A 22,945-nucleotide genomic window follows, 5' to 3' on the forward strand; every position below is an offset into this window, starting at 1 on the left:
TTAATGCAACAACCTAAATGCGATAATTTGGTGAAAAAATGTTCATCAGAGCTTATTTGAGAGCATCGACGGAAGATCAGTTTGCGGATCGGGCAAAAGAGATGCTGGAGCGCTTTGTTCATGAGCGGGGGCATAAAATCGCCAGCTACTATCGTGAAAACATCAGTGGAACAAAACTTGACCGTCCTGAACTGGAACGCTTACTAATAGACAGTCACCGCAGTGATATTTTGCTGGTTGAGCAGATAGACCGCCTGACCCGCCTCAGCAACAGCGACTGGATGACGCTGAAAAAGCAGATCGAACAACACGAGCTGCGAATTGTCAGCCTTGATGTTCCCACATCATGGCAGGCGCTCTCCGATAAAGAGCCTTCACAGGCTGACCCGGTTACCCGCGCCGTTATAACTGCCATCAATAATATGCTGATAGACCTGATGGCCGCAATGTCACATAAGGACTGGCTGAGCCGCCGCCAGCGGCAAAAACAGGGAATTGAACGCGCACATACGCTGGGGAAATACCGGGGCAAACGGGCCGATCAGGAGCGGCACCAGAAAGTCCTGTACTACCGCCTGATTAAAAAACTGAGCATTCGTGAAACAGCTGATGCTACAGGATACAGTTGCTCGCAGGTATGTCGAATCCAGGCTTTGTACCGGCAATCAGATTCTTCGGCCCCATCAGATGCAGATAATGGTCGCTGAGGCCCTGTGCTCCTGCCCAAAAGGCGATTTCCAGTAATTAACTGGCTGTACTTAATTCAGGAAAACAGAGGTTACCGTATTGAGTTCCTCTCACCCTGCTGGAAGCAGAATCCTCTCTCGCGGCACCATTATTTAAGGGAATTACATTAGTGCTACTTCCATCTCAGACACTTTGTGCTGCTAAAGCATCACTTTAAAAACGTTGATGTAATCGATAAAAATCCGCAATTTATTGAATAAGAATTATTCATACTTGCATCACGGTTTTCTGGGTGATACTTTGTCTATAATTTAGTCGTTACAGGATTGGCTGACTAAGGGAGAACGGCATGGACGTCACAGCTGCAGTCATAGTAAAGAATGAAGAGCGCTGCATTAAGCGCTGTATTGACAGTGTATTACCTTTATTTACGGAAATAGTGGTCGTAGACACCGGTTCTACAGACTCCACCCTCGATATAGTCAGTAGCTATGAACCATCTCAGGTAAAACTGTTCCACTGCACGTGGAATGATGACTTTTCCGAACCAAGAAACATGGCTATTTCTCAGGCGAATTGTAAGTACATTTTCTTTATTGATGCGGATGAATTTGTAATATCTGATAAAAATACTGTCTGCTCCGAAATTGAGCGGGTTGAACGAATTTGTGATAATCATACTTATGCATGGAGCCCCGGTATCAGAGATACAGGTGATAACAATATTACCTGTTCGGTCAGGCGTTTTTTCAGAAACACAGGTTTTTTTTATTTCGCTGGTTACGTCCATGAAGAACTGCGGAACAAAGAGCACAATGCAGTAACCGAGCAGAAATTAAACATCATTCTTTCTCATGATGGTTATTCTCCAGAAGTAATGTGTTCAAAAGAAAAAAAAGAAAGAAACAGGCACTTGAACATAAAAAACACCCTCCTTGAACCGGACAATCTGCGATGGACGTATTTTCTTTACCGGGATAATTTTGAGGATTTCTCTTCAGAAGAGATTTGCTATAATCTCTCAAGACTTTTGAAAAAAAATCAGGATGAGGATTTATCGTTAAACAATATCATTTTCTGTGACTATACCTTCCCCCTTGTGGACCTGATGGTCATGGCAAAACTTGAGTTAATGGATGATGAGGCCGGGTTCAACACACTGCTTTCGGTAATGAACAGCCTCATACCAAATAACTCGAACGCCGTATATTATGAGGTCGTATTTTATTTGCTAAAGTGGAAGATTTTTGCAAATAAAACCATGGCCAGGCTGATACGGTTGCGTAAGGAAAATAAACTGCTCCACGATGACATGCTCCACTCTGAAGGCATGCATATTGATGCTGCTCTTGCTTTTTACCTTCATGAAGCAGGTTTTTCTGAACAGGGTGAAAAACTTCTGACGAGTGTCAGAAAATCTGGGTTTATAACCCCCCTTACTGAAAAATACATCTGCAGTTAACTTTTCTAGGACCGAATCAGATATGAGCAAGAAGAAAATTTATTTTATTTATATGCCAACTCCGGTTCTTGGACGAAATCCACTTCAGTTTTTCAACGGCTCTGGTTTCTTTGGAAGGGTGTTCGGTATCTATACTGAAGACGATTATATAAATAAGCTTTCTGAATATCTCAAAGAACATTATCCAGACTGGGCCGTTTACCGGGATGATACTGAATCAGATATTGATTTGATCATAAAAAAAGACGTCAGGCTTCTTATCTGCGCACCAGGATTAAAATACCAGTTCAGCCACCGTGGATTCAGTAAAGAATACATCATCTATCTTGGAATGATGGATTATGCAACCGTTAATATCGGACCTGTAATCAGGAAAATAAAGGAGATGGACAATGAAAAATCAACATGAACAAATCGTTAAGGAACTGACTGATGAGGTTGATCTGTTACTTGTCGCCGGAGGACAGGGCAGCGGTGACTGGGGAACCGGCGCGCAGGCAGTCTGGGGAACCGCTGTCAGTGCTATTTCAGGAAGAAACTGCTCATGGCCCGGTGGATTTTACAGCACCAGACTGCCCGGAGGGGGAATAATGTGTGTCCCTATGGGCGGAGGAAGAGCGAGAACAGCACGCATGCAGGGCGGGCATCTGATTTGGGAGTGAATAGGCAAGTATAGCGCTCAGACAGGTTAATGAAATGTCATCCCCGCCAGATACGGGGATGACGAATTTATTTTATCAGCAATTTTCAGATTTCATCATTTTCCGGAAAATGACACTCACGTTTTAATAAGCTCCCCGATATCAATGATGCGGTCCGCGGCAGCTATCGTTGATGGTCGGTGAGCAATGATAATTCTCGTTATATTCATTTTCCTGATTGATTCGTTTACAGCGGCTTCACTTGCACTGTCCAGCGCACTGGTTGCCTCATCCATGAACAGTATTCCCGGTTTGCGGTACAGGGCGCGTGCGATAAAAATCCGCTGTTTCTGCCCGCCGGACAGTCCTTCCCCCAGCTCACCAGTCAGCGTGTCATACCCCATTGGCAGGGCCATAATAGTTTCATGAATGCAGCTCGACTGTGCACATACAAACATCCATTCCTCATCACACTCTCCGACAAAACCGCAAATATTTTCACGAACAGAGCCCGAGAAAAGCCTGTCTTCCTGCATGATGCAGCCTGTTAATTTGCGGTAGTTATTCACGCCCATCTGACAGATATCAGTTTCATTGACCAGGACTTTACCTTCTGTCGGTTCAAATAAGCCGCAGAGTACTTTCATCAGCGTGGTTTTCCCCACACCGGAGGGACCTGTGATCGCCACGCATTCACCGGCTTCTATACGGATATCAATACCGGTAAATACCGGCCTGTGCTGGCTGTCATACGCGTAGCTTAAACTGACCGTTCTGAGTGTCACCGGATGCCCTGAAGTGTTTATACGTGGATTATCGGCCCGCTGCGCTTCACGGCTGTTCAGGGCGATATCGGCGACACGCTCGTTGTGCAGGCTCATCATTCGCAGCTGCAGCAGATATTCCGTCAGCGATTTGACCCGCTCAGAAAACTGTCCGCGAAAAGCACCGAAAGCCACAAACATCCCAATCGTCATCTGGTTGTCTATTACCAGGCTCACTCCCAGCCATAAAACAACTATCTGGTCACAGGCTGTGATAAATGAGTTGATCCCGCCAAACAGCATATCCATCTTTGTAATGCGGATACCGGTGTTGACCGTCTCTATTTCAAGATTAAGCCACTGCGTGCTGCGTCGTTCTGTCATCCCCTGCATTTTGACTGCCGCAATACCGTATAACGTTTCCATAAAATACGAGTCAGCCCGGGCTTTTCTCAGCAGAGCGGCTTCTGAAAGCTCACGGTAATGACCATAAGTCAGCAGACGGAGCAGCACATAGAGGGATGTAAATGCCGTGACTACACAGGTCAGCCATCCTCCGTAGAGCATCATCATTATCAGAACGGACGTAACCATAATAGCGTCCATGATGGCACCAACAATACTGGTCGTGAATGTACTGCGCAGGGTGTCCAGCGAGCCGAAACGGGACTGGATGTCGCCCAGTTTACGTCGTTCAAAATAACTCAGGGGTAATCTCAGAAGGTGGCTGAAGAGCCCCGACTGCCACTGAACATTTATCTGGGTCGACATAACCAGTGAGGACCAGGCGCGGACCATGCCTGTTGCCGTGCGCAACAAAATAAATACCATCAGGCCTGAGCAGATGAGCGTCAGTAAGCCGCGATCGCCTGCCGGAATGGCGTGATCCATCACAAGCTGTGTGCCTACCGGCATCACCAGGTTTATTGTTTCTATCACAAGTGACAGACAGAATATCTTGCCCAACGCGCCTTTAATGCCGTTTACACTGCCTGCCAGCTTACGAAAATCTAACCGGTTATTCTCCGTGAAGGCCCGGAAGTTGCTGTCTGGCCAGACTTCAAGTGCCACCCCGGTGAAACTCCGGGACAGTTCTTCAGTGCGGACGACACGGCGTCCGTACATGGGGTCATGCAGCACAACACTTTTACGCCTGACGCTGACAAGTACCACAAAATGATCGAAATTCCAGTGCAGTATGCAGGGTGTTTTAAGTGAACTGAGCCCGTTAATATCAAGCGACAGAGCACGGGTCGTCAGTTCCAGTTGCGCGGCTACTCCTTTCAGTCCGGCAAGCGTGGTCCCGCGGGCTGACATGTTAAAACGCTGACGAAGCGCAATCATGTCGACATTTTTGCCCCAGGCTCCACAAATCATGGCCAGACAGGCCAGGCCGCACTCTGAAGACTCAGTCTGATGAATAAGGGGGACCCGGTGTCTCAGGCGCAGATCAATCTGGTCGAGCAGTTTTCTTACTGAAAGCCTGTTAATCAGCATCGACAGGCCCCGCAGCACTGTGTTTCATATCGTAGAAGGGTGACAGCATCCACTGGTATATCTTCCTTGTTTCCAGAAAAAGCGTACTCTGCGCTTTCATACCGTTTTCAAGATGAAGGCGGCGGTCATTATATCTGATACTCTGGTCGTCCGGTCTGACAATCACTTTGTAGTAAGGTTTGCCGCCGCTTAAAGAGGGGGAAGGTGCGCCCTGATAGGTCATCATTTCCTGCGGTGAAGCAGGGGCTTTTGAAATAACAGATAATTTTCCGGGAAACTGGCCAAATTTCTCAGACGGAAAGGCATCATAGCGGATATTGACCCGGTCACCAGCCGACACGTAAGGAACTGCATCATTAGGAACCCAGAGAATGAGTGAGTAATGTTCAATTTTATCCGGAATAATCTGGAGCAGACTGTCCCCGATATTAACCATTTGTCCTACTGTGACACTGAGTGAATTAACGCGTCCGTCTGTCAGCGAACGCACTATTATTTCCCCGCCAGCGTCGATACTGAGCCGCTCTTTCTGAAGCTCATAGTACTGGAGTTCCATCTGATGAATCTGGTTATCAAACTCAGCCGCACGCGTCTGGATCTGGCTTTCCAGCACCGTTACCTGTAATGCATTTTGTTCGTTCTGACCGGACAGACCAAGCAGACTGTTCTGCTGCTGGTAGTAAAGGGCGACCTGGGTGGTAAGCTGATCTCTGTTGATAAGACCTCTGGCCTGATAGTGGCGGTAGTTCTCCATGTTCTCCTTCATAAACCTGAGACCTTCCCGTGCGCGTTGAAGAATGTCAGCAGAGCGCTTCAGGGCAGAGGAATACTGTTCCTTTTGCTTTGTCAGCATCGCGAGTGTTGACTGCTTACTGGCTTCAAGCCTGGCCGTAATCTGCCTGATACGTTCCAGTTGTTTATCCAGATCCTTGCGCTGATTATCACTGATGACACCTGTCCGGGTACTTTTGCTGACGTCTATTCGATAAACGGGAGTGCCGGCTTTAATATTCTGTCCTTCACTGACGAACTGTTTTACGATCACTCCCTGAACGCCGGAGTAAACGTTGGCAGCCCGGGGAAAAGTAGTTATTTCACCGGAAACATTTACTCTGCGTGTGTAGCTACCTGCAATGACAAAGGTAAGAAAGGCTGTAATGAAGAAGAAACATAATCCTGCCGTGACCCAGAAGGGGATACGCGTAAGCAGAAGCGCTTTCCCCTGCCATTTCCGTTGCCTGTTTTGAAGCGCCTCCGTACGAAACAAGATATTCCTCCCTGAATATATTTGTATAACGGTTATCCGTACCGTAGTACCACTTTATGCTGTTCCCCAAAAAATTGAAACAGGATTACCAGCCACTTCCTCTTCTTGGCTCACTTTAACAGCCCCTGGGACACGCCCATGGAGCATACACATTCGTTCAAAAGATGAGCTTAACGTACAATAATGTTCGATATCCAAACTGACCCCTTTATGAGCGCTTCTGGCACCTGATGGACCGCCACAGCCTTAATGGGCCCGGAAGTAGGTTATATCCGTCACCCAGCGTTCATTCGGTGCGTCCGGATTGAACTTCCGCTGGAGCCTGCTGGATGCCATCACGCTGGCCTTACTTTTACATGCCCATGGACTCCGGTACCCGACCTGAGCCTTTATTCCGGAACGTCTCATCAGCCGACGAACCGGTTCAATCCGCACTGTAGCCCTGTATCAAGCAGAAAGAGATAGATTTTGCGATGACCACAGGCACAGCCTGTTTCCAGTCAGATCTCTTTTCAGTCATCTCAGATAATTCTGAAGTGTATGTTAAACCCATGATAATTCATTTTTAACCAGAACGCTCCCTCCAGCTGGGAATATGAGATTAAAAATAGCGCAATGCAAATAATATTAATTCGCAATAAAATAAAAAATTATAACTTTGCGACAAATGTGATAATCTTTTCAACAAAAAGAATATAGTGACAAGTGATTTTTTTTCCTTTAGGATATTCAGTGGAAATAGTTTTATTTAATGTCAAAAGAATTAATTTTTTTTGTGTGTCGATATAACAAACACTCACTACATCAAAATCCAAGAAGGTTCGAGTTACAGGATAAAGAGATTTATACAGACTCTCCTTAGCTGAAAAAACTATTAGTAATGCCATTTCATAGTCTATATCGCTAGCTTTAATTAGCTCCTGCTCTAACCGGGAAGAGAAAACATCAGCTGCCTCAGCCATAGAATGTGGAGGTATGTATTCAACATCAACACCCGGATTAATTCCAGAGTGTGTTGGTGCAATTAAAACGATACCGCTTTCGTTTGAGTGTGAGATACTTCCCTTCCACCCTATAGGCCACACCGGAGCCCTGTCCGCCCCCAAAAAAGGAAGCGAATTACAGCCATGTTTTTGAAGTGCTATTTTGGCAGCATAACGAGTCGCGAGATATTCAGCCTTCCGTTTTAGTGTTGCTAACTTTATTCCTTCCGGAAAAGGAATGCAAAAAAAATCAAAAAGGCAATCCTCATAATAACGCACTGAAAAGTCGACCGCAGAATAAGTTAGAAAATCAAATCCTCCTGCAAGACCAACTTCAACACTCCTAATAAAGACATGGTGTGAGTCATAATATTTTTGTGAAAACATCTTAAATGCAATACCTATGTAAAATTCGAAAGAAATCATATAAGTGGCTTATTAAAAGTCACTATTAAATCCCCATTAAATTGATTGCGATAAACATTAATACCCCCGACAAAACTTTGAGCCAATAAAATCAACTAAATCCCTTCAGTGAATCTCGACAGTTTTTAAGTGCCATAATTAAGTTCTTATCCATAAAAAATAAAACTATTTAAACTTAACTCTGAGTCGGCTGGTGGTGAAAAACCCTCATTATAAAAATGCATAAAAATAGTATTTTATGCATTTTTTTAGCCATCAAAATATTACTTGTTATCTTTGAGGGTTTTAACTATACACATCACGCAACATTCTAATCAAGCTGGTGATATTAGGTTTTTTCAGCATAGTCATATGGTTGCCATCAGATTTCATTAACTCTAATTTGTAAGCATATTTTTTCCAGTGCTTTTCATTTCTTTTCCTTGCTTTAATGTCAGAATCTTTTGCATTAATTAACAATACCTTTCCACTATAAGAAGAAGATGGAGAGTAGTGAGTGTTAATATTCTTTTGCATAACATCTAGAATCCTTTCCAAAGAGGAGATTGGAGTTTTTTTTGTGAAAACCCCACACTGGATTAGAGCTTTATACAGCAAGTTAACCTGCTCCCTCTTCTCTAAATTAATAATTTCATCTCCATTTATTGGTAACGGTTCTTCTAAGGTAAGATTATAAATATTTATAAGCTTTATTATTGTATCAGTACTGCCCAATAATTTGTCTTCTTCAATTCTAACTCCAGGAGCTCGACTGTCAAGTATAACTACTTCTGAAACTACTTTCCCCGAAGCATGCAACTGCAACGCCATTTCAAAAGCAATCCAACCTCCGAAAGAGTGGCCTATCAATCTGTATGGGCCAGAAGGGTAATTTTTAACCATGGCTTTTATATAATCAGTCGCAGTTTCTTGAATCGTCTGGTATGGTTTGATGTTGGAATCATCTAAACCGCGAGCTTGAAAAGCATAGACTGGGCCTTTATACAAGATAGCATTTGCAAATTCGAAAAAACTAATCGCAGAGGCTCCAGCTCCCGGAATGCAGAAAATGGGGGGTTCGCCAACAATTCCATCACTTAATCTTACCAAGGGATTGTAATTTTCGTACGGGGATAACTTAGAAGACATTTTTTTTGCCAGACTTTCCAATAAAGGCATTTGCATTATTGAGTCGTGGGTCCCTCCAATAATATGAATGGATGATTCAATACCTATCAATTGCTGCCAGCCTCGCCACAGATCTTTTTCTCCTCCATCTTCTGCAATGTAAATGTCAACATTCAAACCTGAATAGATTGGCACGTAGTTAAGACCCAGGGTTCTTAAGTAGAGTGCAGTATTTAAGCGCAACATCAAATCATCAAAAGAAAATTTCGATGGAAACCACTGGTGATGCAAACCTAAATCAAATATTTTTTTTGCGTCAATCGGTCGACTACACTCGCACAAAATATGTTTTTGATTGTTTGGTACAAACTTATTTACGAATCTTAAAATCATTTCATCTTTTATAGAGTTTTCATATGATTTCCCCAATGTATTATTTTTTATAAAATTTGGATTGTAGGAGTCTATCATTCCTATATAAGCAACTTTTTCTCCCATTTTCGCAAGTTGCGTTGCTATTTCATAACTCAACACACCTCCTAAAGACCATCCAGCGAGATAATAAGGTCCAGAAGATTGAACCTTACGTATTGCTTGAAGGTGATAATTTCCCAGTTCCTCTAATGTTGCTGGAGAAGGAGTAAGGGTATGCAGCCCTATTGCCTGAAGTGCATACACAGGCCGATTTAAATTAAGTTTTTCAGCTAAAGCAGAATAAACCAGAGGATCGCCAGATGGTTCATGTAGAAGAAATAGGGGCGCTTCATTTCCGCTTAATTTTAGAGGTATGGGATTATCCTCTAAAAGAGAAATTGCTATATCTCTAGGTTTATCTATAGCCTCAGCGAGTTGACACAATGTTGAATTTTTGTAAAGAGTTGGGAGGGTCGTTTTTAATCCTGCCCTTGACATCTGCGTTAAAAGTTTCACTGCCATCAGGGAGTGACCACCAAGCTCGAAGAAGTTGTCATGCCGCCCGACCTGCGTCACACCAAGCAGTTCGCACCACACCGCAGCGAGGGCGGTTTCGGTGTCCCCGAGTGGCGCGGCGTAGCCGCGGGAAGCCACTGCGGACTGGTCCGGCGCCGGAAGGGCGCGGCGGTCAAGCTTACCGTTAGGGGTGAGCGGAAACGTGCTGACCACAACGAAGGCGGCCGGTAGCATGTACTCTGCCAGAGAGCGGGAAAGCTGCAGGCGCAGCGCTGCAGGCTCAGGTACGCACCCGTCTTCCGGTATCAGGTAAGCGACCAGACGCCTGTCGCCGGGGACGTCTTCACGAGCGATGACAACGGCCTCGCGCACGTCGTCGCAGGCCGTCAGGCAGGCTTCTATCTCCCCGGGCTCGATGCGGAAGCCACGTATTTTAACCTGAAAATCATTGCGCCCCAGATATTCGATGTTGCCGTCGGGCAGCCAGCGTCCGAGGTCGCCGGTGCGGTACATGCGCTGTGCCGCCAGGGGCGAAAACGGGTCATCAAGGAAGCGCGAGGCGGTCATTTCGGGCAGGTTGAGATACCCCCGGGCCACGCCGTCGCCTGCGATATAAATTTCACCCGGCACGCCGACCGGAACCAGTTCTCTATGTTCGTCGAGAATATATATTGAATTGTTAGCTAACGGCCTACCTATACTGGCCTTATCAAGGTGGTTATTAATGAAGCAGCAAGATGCATTTACTGTACATTCCGTGGGGCCGTAAACATTGGCAAACTTGATATTTTTTTTCTTTTGCAAGGAGGCCCACATCGAGTTTGAAAGAGCATCACCACCTACCAGGATTAACTGAGGGTAGCGATGGCTTTCTCCTATGCCAGCATCCAGTAACCATTGAAGTTGAACGGGAGTGCAATCTAAAACATTGACACGATGTTTGATAAGAAACTGCAATAGCTGTTTTCCATCTGTGCGTAATGCTTCAGGTATCAGAACTAAGGTGTGACCTAAAAGGAGCTGAATCCAGCATTGAACTGAGGCATCAAAAACAATACTGGCATTCATTGTTATACGCAGTGGTTGCTTTAATTCCAGTTTTTCATGCATGGCATTAAGAAGACTAAGAACGCTTCTATGCTCCACCATGACGCCCTTGGGCTGCCCGGTGGAGCCGGAGGTGTAAATAACGTAGGCCAGATTGCGTGAGGTGAGCCCCGGCGTGCCCGGGTTGCTTTCTTTCTCCGTCCCGCCTGCACCGGGCTGTGGTGCGTCTGTCAGCACAACCGGCAGCGGGCTGTTCAGTTCCTGCAACAGTTCCCGGCGGGTGACTATCGCAACCGGTGCCGCGTCTCCCAGCATGTACTGCAGGCGCGCGCGCGGCGCGGCCGGATCGAGCGGCACATAGGCCCCGCCCGCTTTTAACACCCCGAGCAGTGCCACCACGGTATCGTGGCCCCGGTCCATGAAGACGGCCACCCGGTCATCCGGGCCGATCCCCAGCGCAAGCAGGCGATGGGCCAGACGGTTCGCCTGACGGTTCAGGCTGTCGTAGGTGAGGGATGCCTCTTCAGAGACCACGGCAAGAGCCTGCGGCGTGCGCAGGGCCTGCTCTTCGAACAGGACATGCACCAGGCTGTCGTGCGGATAGTCCTGCCGGGGGGCATTGAACGTCTCCAGCAGCAGACGTCGCTCGTCGGGGGGCAGGATGGCTACACGGGAAAACGGACTTTCCGGCTCCCTCCCGAGCGCGTTTACCAGCCCCTCCATTGCGGTCTTCATATAGCTGAGGATCCTGCCCGGTGAGATGCCGGTGACGGTCTGCGCTGTCAGTATAAAGCTGTCCCCCGTGTCGTCAACCGACAGGGTGAGCGGATAGTTAGTACGCTCTTCTGCCTCCAGCAGATGCATTCCCTGCCAGCTGTCAGCGCCGCCACCGGGCAGGCTGTGGCGATAATTCAGCAGCGTACTGAACAGCGGCAGCGGTGCTGCAACGCCGCTGCAACGAAGGGCCAGAGCCAGAGGGGCCTGTTCGTGCTCTAACAACGTGGCCAGCTCCCGGGCCGTGGCCAGTATGGCTTCACGCACCGTGTAACCAGCCAGAGAAAGGCAAAGCGGCAGCGTATTGATAAACATACCGAGGCCGCCTTCAGCACTTCTTCCTGCCTGAAGCCTGCCCATCAGCACAGTTCCGAAAACCACGTCATCGCGGCCACAGAGCTGTGCAAGCATGCGGGCGCAGGCTGCATGAAAAAGTATGCCGGGGGTAACGCCCAGGCCACGCGCACCGGCCTGAATACGCCCGGCAAGTAGCGCATCCAGCGTGAGAGATGCCTCGGCGGTGCGGCCGCCACTTTCCTGAACGTCTAGTATGCCAAAGGGTGCTGTGGGCGTGTCAATGCCGGCAAGCCGGCTGCGGAAATATTCCTCGTGCGCCGCCTTGGGGGTACAAATAAGCTGCGCGATAAAGTCACGGTAAGGTCGCGGGGCAGGCAGTGCGGAGCCGTTACCCTGCAGCACCCGGGTTATTTCGTCACAAATCAGCGCCATCGTGATGTGATCGCAGACCATGTGATGGAAGCAGAGCCCCAGCAGCCACTGCTGACGGCCTGGGTCATAAACACAGTCTGCGGAGAAGAGGGGCGCTTTTTCCAGGCTGATGCGGCGCTGTCGCGGATTAATATGCTCACGGAGTGAGGAGAGCCTGTCATCTGCGTTGCCGGATTCAAAGCTGTTCACCTGCAGCACCGCCCTGCGCCAGACAACCTGAACCGGACGGGAAACTCCCTGTGAGCAGACAGAGGTACGCAGAATATCGTGACGGTCAATTACGAACTGGAGTGCCTGAATGAACGTATCCAGATGACCTCTCGAATCAAAGGCCATCAGGCTGTGGAGCAGGTAGGTGTCGCCCTGCTCCTGCAGGAGATGATGGAACAGGATGCCCTCCTGTAAGGGAGACAGTGGATAAATATCCTGCACGTTGGCAGCTCCCCCGCAGACTGTCGCGACCACAGTATCAATCTCATGCTGTGACAGCGTAATCAGCGGCAGCATGTCTGGTGAGATGGCGGCAGAGCCCTCAGGGATCATATGCGGGGGCGCCTCGGCTGCACCGGAATGCTGCAGCGTAACGCACAGGGCCATGTCAGCGAGCGTGGTTGCCGAGTAGGCGCTGCGGATATCCAGCGACCAGCCCAGAATGCGCAGGCGATCAAGCAGGCTGACCATCATCAGGGAGTGACCACCAAGCTCGAAGAAGTTGTCATGCCGCCCGACCTGCGTCACACCAAGCAGTTCGCACCACACCGCAGCGAGGGCGGTTTCGGTGTCCCCGAGTGGCGCGGCGTAGCCGCGGGAAGCCACTGCGGACTGGTCCGGCGCCGGAAGGGCGCGGCGGTCAAGCTTACCGTTAGGGGTGAGCGGAAACGTGCTGACCACAACGAAGGCGGCCGGTAGCATGTACTCCGCCAGAGAGCGGGAAAGCTGCAGGCGCAGCGCTGCAGGCTCAGGTACGCACCCGTCTTCCGGTATCAGGTAAGCGACCAGACGCCTGTCGCCGGGGACGTCTTCACGAGCGATGACAACGGCCTCGCGCACGTCGTCGCAGGCCGTCAGGCAGGCTTCTATCTCCCCGGGCTCGATGCGGAAGCCACGTATTTTAACCTGAAAATCATTGCGCCCCAGATATTCGATGTTGCCGTCGGGCAGCCAGCGTCCGAGGTCGCCGGTGCGGTACATGCGCTGTGCCGCCAGGGGCGAAAACGGGTCATCAAGGAAGCGCGAGGCGGTCATTTCGGGCAGGTTGAGATACCCCCGGGCCACGCCGTCGCCTGCGATATAAAGCTCACCCGGCACGCCGACCGGAACGACCTGTCCGTGGTCATCAAGGATGTATATACGGGTGTTGGAAATTGGTTTGCCTATAGGAATTGATCTTGACGGACTGACTGGCGAGTCAATGAGATAGCTGGCAGCAAAGGTGGTAGTCTCAGTCGGGCCGTAACCGTTAATCAGCTGTGCTGGCTGAGATGCTGACTGCTGCAGCTGACTGATTTTTCGCGGGTCAAGAGCTTCTCCCCCGACAAGCAGGTAGCGCAGTTGTCTAAATACCGGCTTAAGCCCGTCAATATACTGATTAAACAGACCAGATGTTAACCACAGTGCACTGACCTCACCCGCCAGTAAAGTGTCGCTAAAACGGACCGGATCAAGCAGGGTGGCTGATGAAACAACCAGCAGTTTTGCACCATTCAGCAACGCAGACCATATTTCCCATGTTGAGGCATCAAAAGCAACATTGGCGCAGTGGGCGACACAGTCCTGGCTGTTTATATGAGCAATAGCATTGTTGATGACCAGCCGGTTAATACTTCTGTGCTCCACCATGACGCCCTTGGGCTGCCCGGTGGAGCCGGAGGTGTAAATAACGTAGGCCAGATTGCGTGAGGTGAGCCCCGGCGTGCCCGGGTTGCTTTCTTTCTCCGTCCCGCCTGCACCGGGCTGTGGTGCGTCTGTCAGCACAACCGGCAGCGGGCTGTTCAGTTCCTGCAACAGTTCCCGGCGGGTGACTATCGCAACCGGTGCCGCGTCTCCCAGCATGTACTGCAGGCGCGCGCGCGGCGCGGCCGGATCGAGCGGCACATAGGCCCCGCCCGCTTTTAACACCCCGAGCAGTGCCACCACGGTATCGTGGCCCCGGTCCATGAAGACGGCCACCCGGTCATCCGGGCCGATCCCCAGCGCAAGCAGGCGATGGGCCAGACGGTTCGCCTGACGGTTCAGGCTGTCGTAGGTGAGGGATGCCTCTTCAGAGACCACGGCAAGAGCCTGCGGCGTGCGCAGGGCCTGCTCTTCGAATAGGGTATGGACCGTTTTATTACAAGGAAAATGTGTTTGGGTCGAGTTGAAGCCAGTTGTTACTTGGTCATACTCTGCATTAGGCATTATCTGAAGAGTTTGGAGATTCTGAGAATCATCTCTGATCATTTCAGTTAACACATGGATTAGATAAGAAACTATTCGCTCAACTGTAGAACGCTCAAAAATATCTGAAGAAAATTCAAGATAGCCGGCAAGCTTACCAGCATTCTCAGCCAGAGAGAGTGTCAGATCAAAGTGTGCGGAGTATTGTTGCTGCTCAATTAATGACAGATCTAATCCACTGAGCTCAAAATGCTTCTTAGGTGTATTGTTAAGAGCCAACATTACTTGAAATACAGGACTATAATTAGAGCTACGTTCAGGCTGTTTTTGTTCTACAACTTTGTCAAAAGGCGCTTCCTGATGTGTATATGCAGCCAGAGTCTGCTGACGTACTTCAGCAAGCAGATCGCTAACTGTTGCACATCGATGCAAATTGATCCGAAGCGCCAGTGTATTAACAAAAAAACCTATCAATCCCTCCAATTCACGTTGTGAACGATTAGCTATCGGTGTACCTATTACAATATCTTTTTGACCACTTAAGCGGGAAAGAACTATCGACCAACCCGTCAATAAAGTCATGAAAAATGTTGTGCCGTGGTTTTGGCCTATCCTTTTGAGTGAATATACCAACGATTCATCAAATTGAACGGGAACCTGCCCCCCTTTAAAAGTTTGCACATTTGGTCGAGGCTTGTCTGTTGGTAGAGCAAGCAAGGATGGAGCTCCCTGCAGGTAAGTTTTCCAGAAATCAAGGGACTTACTTAGATTCTCACTGCTAAGATATTGCTGTTGCCATTTTGCATAGTCCGCGTATTGAATAGGTAATTCTGTCAAATGTGGATTATTACCTGAGCAAGCAGAACTATACAGTACTCCTAGCTCATCTATCAATACTTCTATAGACCAACCATCAGAAATAATATGGTGCTGAGTGAGGATTAAAATATTCTCGTCATCAGTTAGTTGTAATAACCGCCCTCGGATAAGAGGACCTCTGCTTAAGTCAAATGGTGTGAACTTTTCTAAATTGGATAGCGCCTCTATATGTTTATGATGTTTTTTATTATCGATAGTCCGTAAATCGTGATATTCAATTGAAAAAGTATTATTGATAGGATCAACTTTCTGACAAGGAACCCCATTGATGACAACAAAACGTGTTCTTAAACTCTCATGCCGAGAGATAACATCATTAAATGCTTTAACTAGGTGAGGACGTTCAAGTTGCCCTTTAATTTTCAGAGTCGCTGAAATGTGATAGGCCAGACTTGCCGAAGAGTCTAATTGGCATAAAAACCACAAACGTTGCTGAGCAAAAGATAGCGGTAAAACATCTCTCCTGTCAGCAAGTGGTATTCCCCCCCCTTATGCATATGAGGTGTTTCGCGTCGCTTTAATAATGCATTGACTTTACTTTTTAAGATGGCACGTTTAAGAGCTTCAATGTCCTTTCCGTTATTCATCATAAATCAGATCCTTCTTTCAATATTAGCTCTAATTCTTCAGGAGACATTAAGTCGATCATTTTTTCAATCTCCTCAATTTCCGTATCCTGAGCCATTTTTACTTGCGCCGATAAAATAGCTTCTGACAATTCAAATATTGTGGGTGACATGAAAAAAGTAGAAATTGGCACGTCAATCAAAAAGCTGGCCTTGATACGGTTCATAAGCTGAACTGCCATCAGGGAGTGACCGCCAAGCTCGAAGAAGTTGTCATGCCGCCCGACCTGCGTCACACCAAGCAGTTCGCACCACACCGCAGCGAGGGCGGTTTCGGTGTCCCCGAGTGGCGCGGCGTAGCCGCGGGAAGCCACTGCGGACTGGTCCGGCGCCGGAAGGGCGCGGCGGTCAAGCTTACCGTTAGGGGTGAGCGGAAACGTGCTGACCACAACGAAGGCGGCCGGTAGCATGTACTCTGCCAGAGAGCGGGAAAGCTGCAGGCGCAGCGCTGCAGGCTCAGGTACGCACCCGTCTTCCGGTATCAGGTAAGCGACCAGACGCCTGTCGCCGGGGACGTCTTCACGAGCGATGACAACGGCCTCGCGCACGTCGTCGCAGGCCGTCAGGCAGGCTTCTATCTCCCCGGGCTCGATGCGGAAGCCACGTATTTTAACCTGAAAATCATTGCGCCCCAGATATTCGATGTTGCCGTCGGGCAGCCAGCGTCCGAGGTCGCCGGTGCGGTACATGCGCTGTGCCGCCAGGGGCGAAAACGGGTCATCAAGGAAGCGCGAGGCGGTCATTTCGGGCAGGTTGAGATACCCCCGGGCCACGCCGTCGCCTGCGATATAAAGCTCACCCGGCACGCCGACCGGAACGACCTGTCCGTGGTCATCAAGGATGTATATACGGGTGTTGGAAATTGGTTTGCCTATAGGAATTGATCTTGACGGACTGACTGGCGAGTCAATGAGATAGCTGGCAGCAAAGGTGGTAGTCTCAGTCGGGCCGTAACCGTTAATCAGCTGTGCTGGCTGAGATGCTGACTGCTGCAGCTGACTGATTTTTCGCGGGTCAAGAGCTTCTCCCCCGACAAGCAGGTAGCGCAGTTGTCTAAATACCGGCTTAAGCCCGTCAATATACTGATTAAACAGACCAGATGTTAACCACAGTGCACTGACCTCACCCGCCAGTAAAGTGTCGCTAAAACGGACCGGATCAAGCAGGGTGGCTGATGAAACAACCAGCAGTTTTGCACCATTCAGCAACGCAGACCATATTTCCCATGTTGAGGCATCAAAAGCAACATTGGCGCAGTGGGCGACACAGTCCTGGCTGTTTATATGAGCAATAGCATTGTTGATGACCAGCCGGTTAATACTTCTGTGCTCCACCATGACGCCCTTGGGCTGCCCGGTGGAGCCGGAGGTGTAAATAACGTAGGCCAGATTGCGTGAGGTGAGCCCCGGCGTGCCCGGGTTGCTTTCTTTCTCCGTCCCGCCTGCACCGGGCTGTGGTGCGTCTGTCAGCACAACCGGCAGCGGGCTGTTCAGTTCCTGCAACAGTTCCCGGCGGGTGACTATCGCAACCGGTGCCGCGTCTCCCAGCATGTACTGCAGGCGCGCGCGCGGCGCGGCCGGATCGAGCGGCACATAGGCCCCGCCCGCTTTTAACACCCCGAGCAGTGCCACCACGGTATCGTGGCCCCGGTCCATGAAGACGGCCACCCGGTCATCCGGGCCGATCCCCAGCGCAAGCAGGCGATGGGCCAGACGGTTCGCCTGACGGTTCAGGCTGTCGTAGGTGAGGGATGCCTCTTCAGAGACCACGGCAAGAGCCTGCGGCGTGCGCAGGGCCTGCTCTTCGAACAGGACATGCACCAGGCTGTCGTGCGGATAGTCCTGCCGGGGGGCATTGAACGTCTCCAGCAGCAGACGTCGCTCGTCGGGGGGCAGGATGGCTACACGGGAAAACGGACTTTCCGGCTCCCTCCCGAGCGCGTTTACCAGCCCCTCCATTGCGGTCTTCATATAGCTGAGGATCCTGCCCGGTGAGATGCCGGTGACGGTCTGCGCTGTCAGTATAAAGCTGTCCCCCGTGTCGTCAACCGACAGGGTGAGCGGATAGTTAGTACGCTCTTCTGCCTCCAGCAGATGCATTCCCTGCCAGCTGTCAGCGCCGCCACCGGGCAGGCTGTGGCGATAATTCAGCAGCGTACTGAACAGCGGCAGCGGTGCTGCAACGCCGCTGCAACGAAGGGCCAGAGCCAGAGGGGCCTGTTCGTGCTCTAACAACGTGGCCAGCTCCCGGGCCGTGGCCAGTATGGCTTCACGCACCGTGTAACCAGCCAGAGAAAGGCAAAGCGGCAGCGTATTGATAAACATACCGAGGCCGCCTTCAGCACTTCTTCCTGCCTGAAGCCTGCCCATCAGCACAGTTCCGAAAACCACGTCATCGCGGCCACAGAGTTGTGCAAGCATGCGGGCGCAGGCTGCATGAAAAAGTATGCCGGGGGTAACGCCCAGGCCACGCGCACCGGCCTGAATACGCCCGGCAAGTAGCGCATCCAGCGTGAGAGATGCCTCGGCGGTGCGGCCGCCACTTTCCTGAACGTCTAGTATGCCAAAGGGTGCTGTGGGCGTGTCAATGCCGGCAAGCCGGCTGCGGAAATATTCCTCGTGCGCCGCCTTGGGGGTACAAATAAGCTGCGCGATAAAGTCACGGTAAGGTCGCGGGGCAGGCAGTGCGGAGCCGTTACCCTGCAGCACCCGGGTTATTTCGTCACAAATCAGCGCCATCGTGATGTGATCGCAGACCATGTGATGGAAGCAGAGCCCCAGCAGCCACTGCTGACGGCCTGGGTCATAAACACAGTCTGCGGAGAAGAGGGGCGCTTTTTCCAGGCTGATGCGGCGCTGTCGCGGATTAATATGCTCACGGAGTGAGGAGAGCCTGTCATCTGCGTTGCCGGATTCAAAGCTGTTCACCTGCAGCACCGCCCTGCGCCAGACAACCTGAACCGGACGGGAAACTCCCTGTGAGCAGACAGAGGTACGCAGAATATCGTGACGGTCAATTACGAACTGGAGTGCCTGAATGAACGCATCCAGATGACCTCTCGAATCAAAGGCCATCAGGCTGTGGAGCAGGTAGGTGTCGCCCTGCTCCTGCAGGAGATGGTGGAACAGGATGCCCTCCTGTAAGGGAGACAGTGGATAAATATCCTGCACGTTGGCAGCTCCCCCGCAGACTGTCGCGACCACAGTATCAATCTCATGCTGTGACAGCGTAATCAGCGGCAGCATGTCTGGTGAGATGGCGGCAGAGCCCTCAGGGATCATATGCGGGGGCGCCTCGGCTGCACCGGAATGCTGCAGCGTAACGCACAGGGCCATGTCAGCGAGCGTGGTTGCCGAGTAGGCGCTGCGGATATCCAGCGACCAGCCCAGAATGCGCAGGCGATCAAGCAGGCTGACCATCATCAGGGAGTGACCACCAAGCTCGAAGAAGTTGTCATGCCGCCCGACCTGCGTCACACCAAGCAGTTCGCACCACACCGCAGCGAGGGCGGTTTCGGTGTCCCCGAGTGGCGCGGCGTAGCCGCGGGAAGCCACTGCGGACTGGTCCGGCGCCGGAAGGGCGCGGCGGTCAAGCTTACCGTTAGGGGTGAGCGGAAACGTGCTGACCACAACGAAGGCGGCCGGTAGCATGTACTCCGCCAGAGAGCGGGAAAGCTGCAGGCGCAGCGCTGCAGGCTCAGGTACGCACCCGTCTTCCGGTATCAGGTAAGCGACCAGACGCCTGTCGCCGGGGACGTCTTCACGAGCGATGACAACGGCCTCGCGCACGTCGTCGCAGGCCGTCAGGCAGGCTTCTATCTCCCCGGGCTCGATGCGGAAGCCACGTATTTTAACCTGAAAATCATTGCGCCCCAGATATTCGATGTTGCCGTCGGGCAGCCAGCGTCCGAGGTCGCCGGTGCGGTACATGCGCTGTGCCGCCAGGGGCGAAAACGGGTCATCAAGGAAGCGCGAGGCGGTCATTTCGGGCAGGTTGAGATACCCCCGGGCCACGCCGTCGCCTGCGATATAAAGCTCACCCGGCACGCCGACCGGAACGACCTGTCCGTGGTCATCAAGAATGTATATGCTAAGATCATTGAGAGGTGATCCAATGATACTTCCTGTATAAGTACCAATATCAGCCTGTTTAATCTCATAAAATGTTGCATGTACTGTTATCTCCGTGATTCCATACATATTGATCAAGCGTGTAGAGATATTAGCCTTTTTATTTACCCATGGAATGAGTGTGTGCATCTCAAGCGCTTCACCACCAAAAATTACACATCGTAGTGAATGATTTGAGTTACCTTGGACCGCTATTAGTTGTCGGAAAGCACTTGGAGTCTGATTAAGGATGGTGACTTTTTCTCGACATATGAGCTCAAAGAGTGTTTGTGGGGAGCGAGCGCATTGCGATGAAACAATAACAAGTTTTCCTCCATGACATATTGCACCAAATAATTCCCATACTGAAAAATCGAATGAGAAAGAGTGGCATAAAGTCCATACATCATTCCTGCTAAATTTAAAATGCGAATTAGTAGTAAGTAGGAGACGAACAACACTCCAATGTTCAACCATCACTCCCTTTGGTTGTCCGGTTGAACCGGAAGTGTAGATCACATATGCCAAGCTGCGGGAGTTTAGTTCTAACGAAGATACTATGGGATTTTCTTGATAATCCGCATTTACTGATTGTGCGGATGATGAGTCAATAAAAAACTTTGGTACTGCACTATTAAATTTATCGACAAGGTCGTTGTGTGTTACTAATATTTTTGGTAAGGCATCTTCAAGAATATACTCCAACCTGTCTGATGGATATACCGGATCTAATGGTACATAAGCCCCACCTGCTTTAAGGATGCCAAGTATTCCTACCAACATATCAAGATTACGATCCAGACAAATGGCAACACGATCATTTGGTTGTATACCTGAACCAATAAGATGATGAGCTAAATTATTTGCCAGTTGGTTTAATTTTGTGTAAGAAACTTTCTCTTCACCTAAGACAGCAGCAATAGCTAGTGGTGTTTTTTTTACTTGCTCCTCAAATATCTTATGGATTAATCCACTGCATGTCATCTTTTCAGTGTCAGCGTTACATTTTTTCAAAAGAAACTGATTATCTTCTTGTGATAACAAGGGTAATTGGAAGATAGGTGTGTTTTCATTTTCTAAAACCCCATCAAGTAAAATAGATAATCGGCTCTTCATAGCAATCACTTCATCAAGTGTCATGTAAGCACTAGAAAAATCAAAATCAATTGTTATCGGATTATCACAGTCTCTGTTTTTGAATGTATATTCATTAATCGTTACTGCAAGTGGGTATTGTGCCCTATGATGTGGCCTGATCGATTGAATAACCGCTTTCTCTAAATGAACACTTACGTCGTAGGATTCATAAGATAAACTTATGTCAAATAAATTTGAATGTTGTGCTTTGTTTTTATTATTGATTTTTCTTTGAATTTCAATAATAGGCATACGTTGATGTTTATAACATTTACGCAACTCAACAGAGGCTTTGCGCATAATATCAGTAAATGAATCACAGGAACTTATTTTAATTTTCACAGGAATAACAGATGCAAACATACCCATGGTTTTTTTTTGCAAGGCAGTCCTGCGATTGTGCAAAGGAATTCCAATAGAAACTTCATCTACAGATTTCACTCTGGCAAAATAACATGAAAAAATTGCATACATAAAATGCAATACTGAAAGCTCATATTTATTAGCTATTTTCTTTATTTTATCAAATTTTTCATTAGTTATCGACCATATTAAAGGCTTAGACGAGAGTGCGTGATTGGGTTTGTTATTTTTTAATTTTGAAAACAAAGGTGGCGGGATTTTCTCAAAACGTTTCAACCAGAAAATTTCATCTTTGAAAAAGCGGTTAGATTTTCTGTAAGCAATATCATCAGCTATAAAATCTTTATAAGATAGTGATTGTTTTGATAAATACTCACCATCTTTTACTAATTGATTATATACCTCGGCAATTTCCTCGTTAAGCAAACTTAAACTCAGGCCGTCTGAGACAATATGATGGCAGCAAAATTGCAAGTAGAATAATTTATTTGATTTTTTTATTAAAGCAGCTCTCCATAAAATCTTACACAAAGCAAAAGGGGTGTTAAATCTGTCATCAATGTTTTTCTCTAAATCAAAATCATTGTAACTGCAAATTTGTGAGAAATCTTGAAACTCAAGAGTTGGTAGACAGTTATCCGAAAAATATTGTAGTGGATTACCATTGTTATCCAAGCGCAAATGGAATACGTCATGTCGTGCAACAATAGTATTAAAAGCTTGGGACATAGCTATTGGATCTACATCACCTTCAATGGTAGCTACGTAGCCAATGTTATAATTGATTGAGTCAGAATTAAGTTGTTGGTCTAGCCATATCGCCTGTTGCACAGAACTAAGTGGTAAAAGCTGAAGGGAATCGGGCTGTTTTTCATGACCTTCATTTTTATTTATCTCAGAAATGACTTGCTTATCATTAAGATATTTCATAGGGGCTCCTTCTCCATTATTATCCTATCTCAATCATGTAATCAGATAATTCACATTCCGTATATTGAAACTGTTTAAATTCCAGTGGTTAACTTAAAGCGGATTTAATAAAAAAAATGAACATTATGTGCTAAATTTTTCGTTTTTTTTATTCTTTATTCACTGGTTAAGTTTCATTTTTTATATATTTTAAATTAATTAATTATGAAGT

At 48.7% G+C, this 22,945-nt stretch carries 10 protein-coding genes and 1 pseudogene; 4 read left to right on the top strand and 7 right to left on the bottom strand.

What is annotated here, in order from left to right; translation table 11 throughout:
• The first annotated feature begins 38 nt into the window (after positions 1–38).
• From GC087_RS04325 to GC087_RS04340, 4 genes are all read left to right on the top strand, one after another.
• Positions 39–707 carry a recombinase family protein gene (locus GC087_RS04325; protein ID WP_064353038.1) on the top strand — a complete coding sequence of 223 codons (669 nt, stop codon included), beginning with the start codon at positions 39–41 and terminating at the stop codon, positions 705–707.
• A 329-nt stretch (positions 708–1,036) separates the two neighbouring features.
• Positions 1,037–2,149 carry a glycosyltransferase family 2 protein gene (locus tag GC087_RS04330; protein ID WP_064353037.1) on the top strand — a complete coding sequence of 371 codons (1,113 nt, stop codon included), beginning with the start codon at positions 1,037–1,039 and terminating at the stop codon, positions 2,147–2,149.
• A 22-nt stretch (positions 2,150–2,171) separates the two neighbouring features.
• Positions 2,172–2,558, top strand: a complete 387-nt coding sequence (locus GC087_RS04335; RefSeq protein ID WP_205957189.1) for a nitrogen fixation protein NifS — start codon at positions 2,172–2,174, stop codon at positions 2,556–2,558.
• A complete protein-coding gene (locus tag GC087_RS04340) occupies positions 2,542–2,811 on the top strand; it encodes a hypothetical protein (RefSeq protein WP_064353035.1) in 270 nt (89 codons plus the stop codon). Before GC087_RS04335 ends, GC087_RS04340 begins: the two co-directional genes overlap by 17 nt.
• A 116-nt stretch (positions 2,812–2,927) precedes the next feature.
• Here the strand turns inward: GC087_RS04340 and GC087_RS04345 are convergent, their stop codons facing one another.
• The 7 genes and pseudogenes from GC087_RS04345 to GC087_RS04375 form a co-directional block, all read right to left on the bottom strand.
• Positions 2,928–5,051, bottom strand: a complete 2,124-nt coding sequence (locus tag GC087_RS04345) for a peptidase domain-containing ABC transporter (RefSeq protein ID WP_166504089.1) — start codon at positions 5,049–5,051, stop codon at positions 2,928–2,930.
• Positions 5,041–6,318, bottom strand: coding sequence for an HlyD family secretion protein (locus GC087_RS04350; RefSeq protein ID WP_064353034.1), 1,278 nt, complete (start codon positions 6,316–6,318; stop codon positions 5,041–5,043). Before GC087_RS04350 ends, GC087_RS04345 begins: the two co-directional genes overlap by 11 nt.
• Before the next feature lie 249 nt (positions 6,319–6,567).
• Positions 6,568–6,818, bottom strand: a pseudogene (locus GC087_RS04355) (IS3 family transposase); the annotation flags it as partial.
• Positions 6,819–6,968: 150 nt separating this feature from the next.
• On the bottom strand, positions 6,969–7,727 hold the full coding sequence (locus tag GC087_RS04360; RefSeq protein ID WP_064353033.1) for a 4'-phosphopantetheinyl transferase family protein: 759 nt from the start codon (positions 7,725–7,727) through the stop codon (positions 6,969–6,971).
• A 285-nt stretch (positions 7,728–8,012) separates the two neighbouring features.
• Positions 8,013–15,995: a non-ribosomal peptide synthetase gene (locus GC087_RS04365; RefSeq protein WP_324029761.1), complete on the bottom strand. Its 7,983-nt coding sequence runs from the start codon at positions 15,993–15,995 to the stop codon at positions 8,013–8,015.
• Positions 15,974–16,159 carry a hypothetical protein gene (locus tag GC087_RS04370; RefSeq protein WP_324029763.1) on the bottom strand — a complete coding sequence of 62 codons (186 nt, stop codon included), beginning with the start codon at positions 16,157–16,159 and terminating at the stop codon, positions 15,974–15,976. Before GC087_RS04370 ends, GC087_RS04365 begins: the two co-directional genes overlap by 22 nt.
• A complete protein-coding gene (locus GC087_RS04375) occupies positions 16,156–22,734 on the bottom strand; it encodes a non-ribosomal peptide synthetase (RefSeq protein ID WP_324029765.1) in 6,579 nt (2,192 codons plus the stop codon). The genes GC087_RS04370 and GC087_RS04375 overlap by 4 nt, the downstream gene beginning before the upstream one ends.
• Between the last annotated feature and the right edge of the window lie 211 nt (positions 22,735–22,945).

This window comes from Pantoea sp. JZ2 (assembly GCF_035191405.1).
Classification (GTDB): Bacteria; Pseudomonadota; Gammaproteobacteria; order Enterobacterales; family Enterobacteriaceae; genus Pantoea; species Pantoea stewartii.

Excerpts from the sequence above, each read along its gene's own strand:
- GC087_RS04340 (WP_064353035.1), top strand. The coding sequence starts at position 2,542 with ATGAAAAATCAACATGAACAAATCGTTAAGGAACTGACTGATGAGGTT.
- GC087_RS04330 (WP_064353037.1), top strand. The coding sequence starts at position 1,037 with ATGGACGTCACAGCTGCAGTCATAGTAAAGAATGAAGAGCGCTGCATT.
- GC087_RS04325 (WP_064353038.1), top strand. The coding sequence starts at position 39 with ATGTTCATCAGAGCTTATTTGAGAGCATCGACGGAAGATCAGTTTGCG.
- GC087_RS04345 (WP_166504089.1), bottom strand. The coding sequence starts at position 5,051 with ATGCTGATTAACAGGCTTTCAGTAAGAAAACTGCTCGACCAGATTGAT.
- GC087_RS04360 (WP_064353033.1), bottom strand. The coding sequence starts at position 7,727 with ATGATTTCTTTCGAATTTTACATAGGTATTGCATTTAAGATGTTTTCA.
- GC087_RS04370 (WP_324029763.1), bottom strand. The coding sequence starts at position 16,159 with ATGATGAATAACGGAAAGGACATTGAAGCTCTTAAACGTGCCATCTTA.
- GC087_RS04375 (WP_324029765.1), bottom strand. The coding sequence starts at position 22,734 with ATGAAATATCTTAATGATAAGCAAGTCATTTCTGAGATAAATAAAAAT.
- GC087_RS04335 (WP_205957189.1), top strand. The coding sequence starts at position 2,172 with ATGAGCAAGAAGAAAATTTATTTTATTTATATGCCAACTCCGGTTCTT.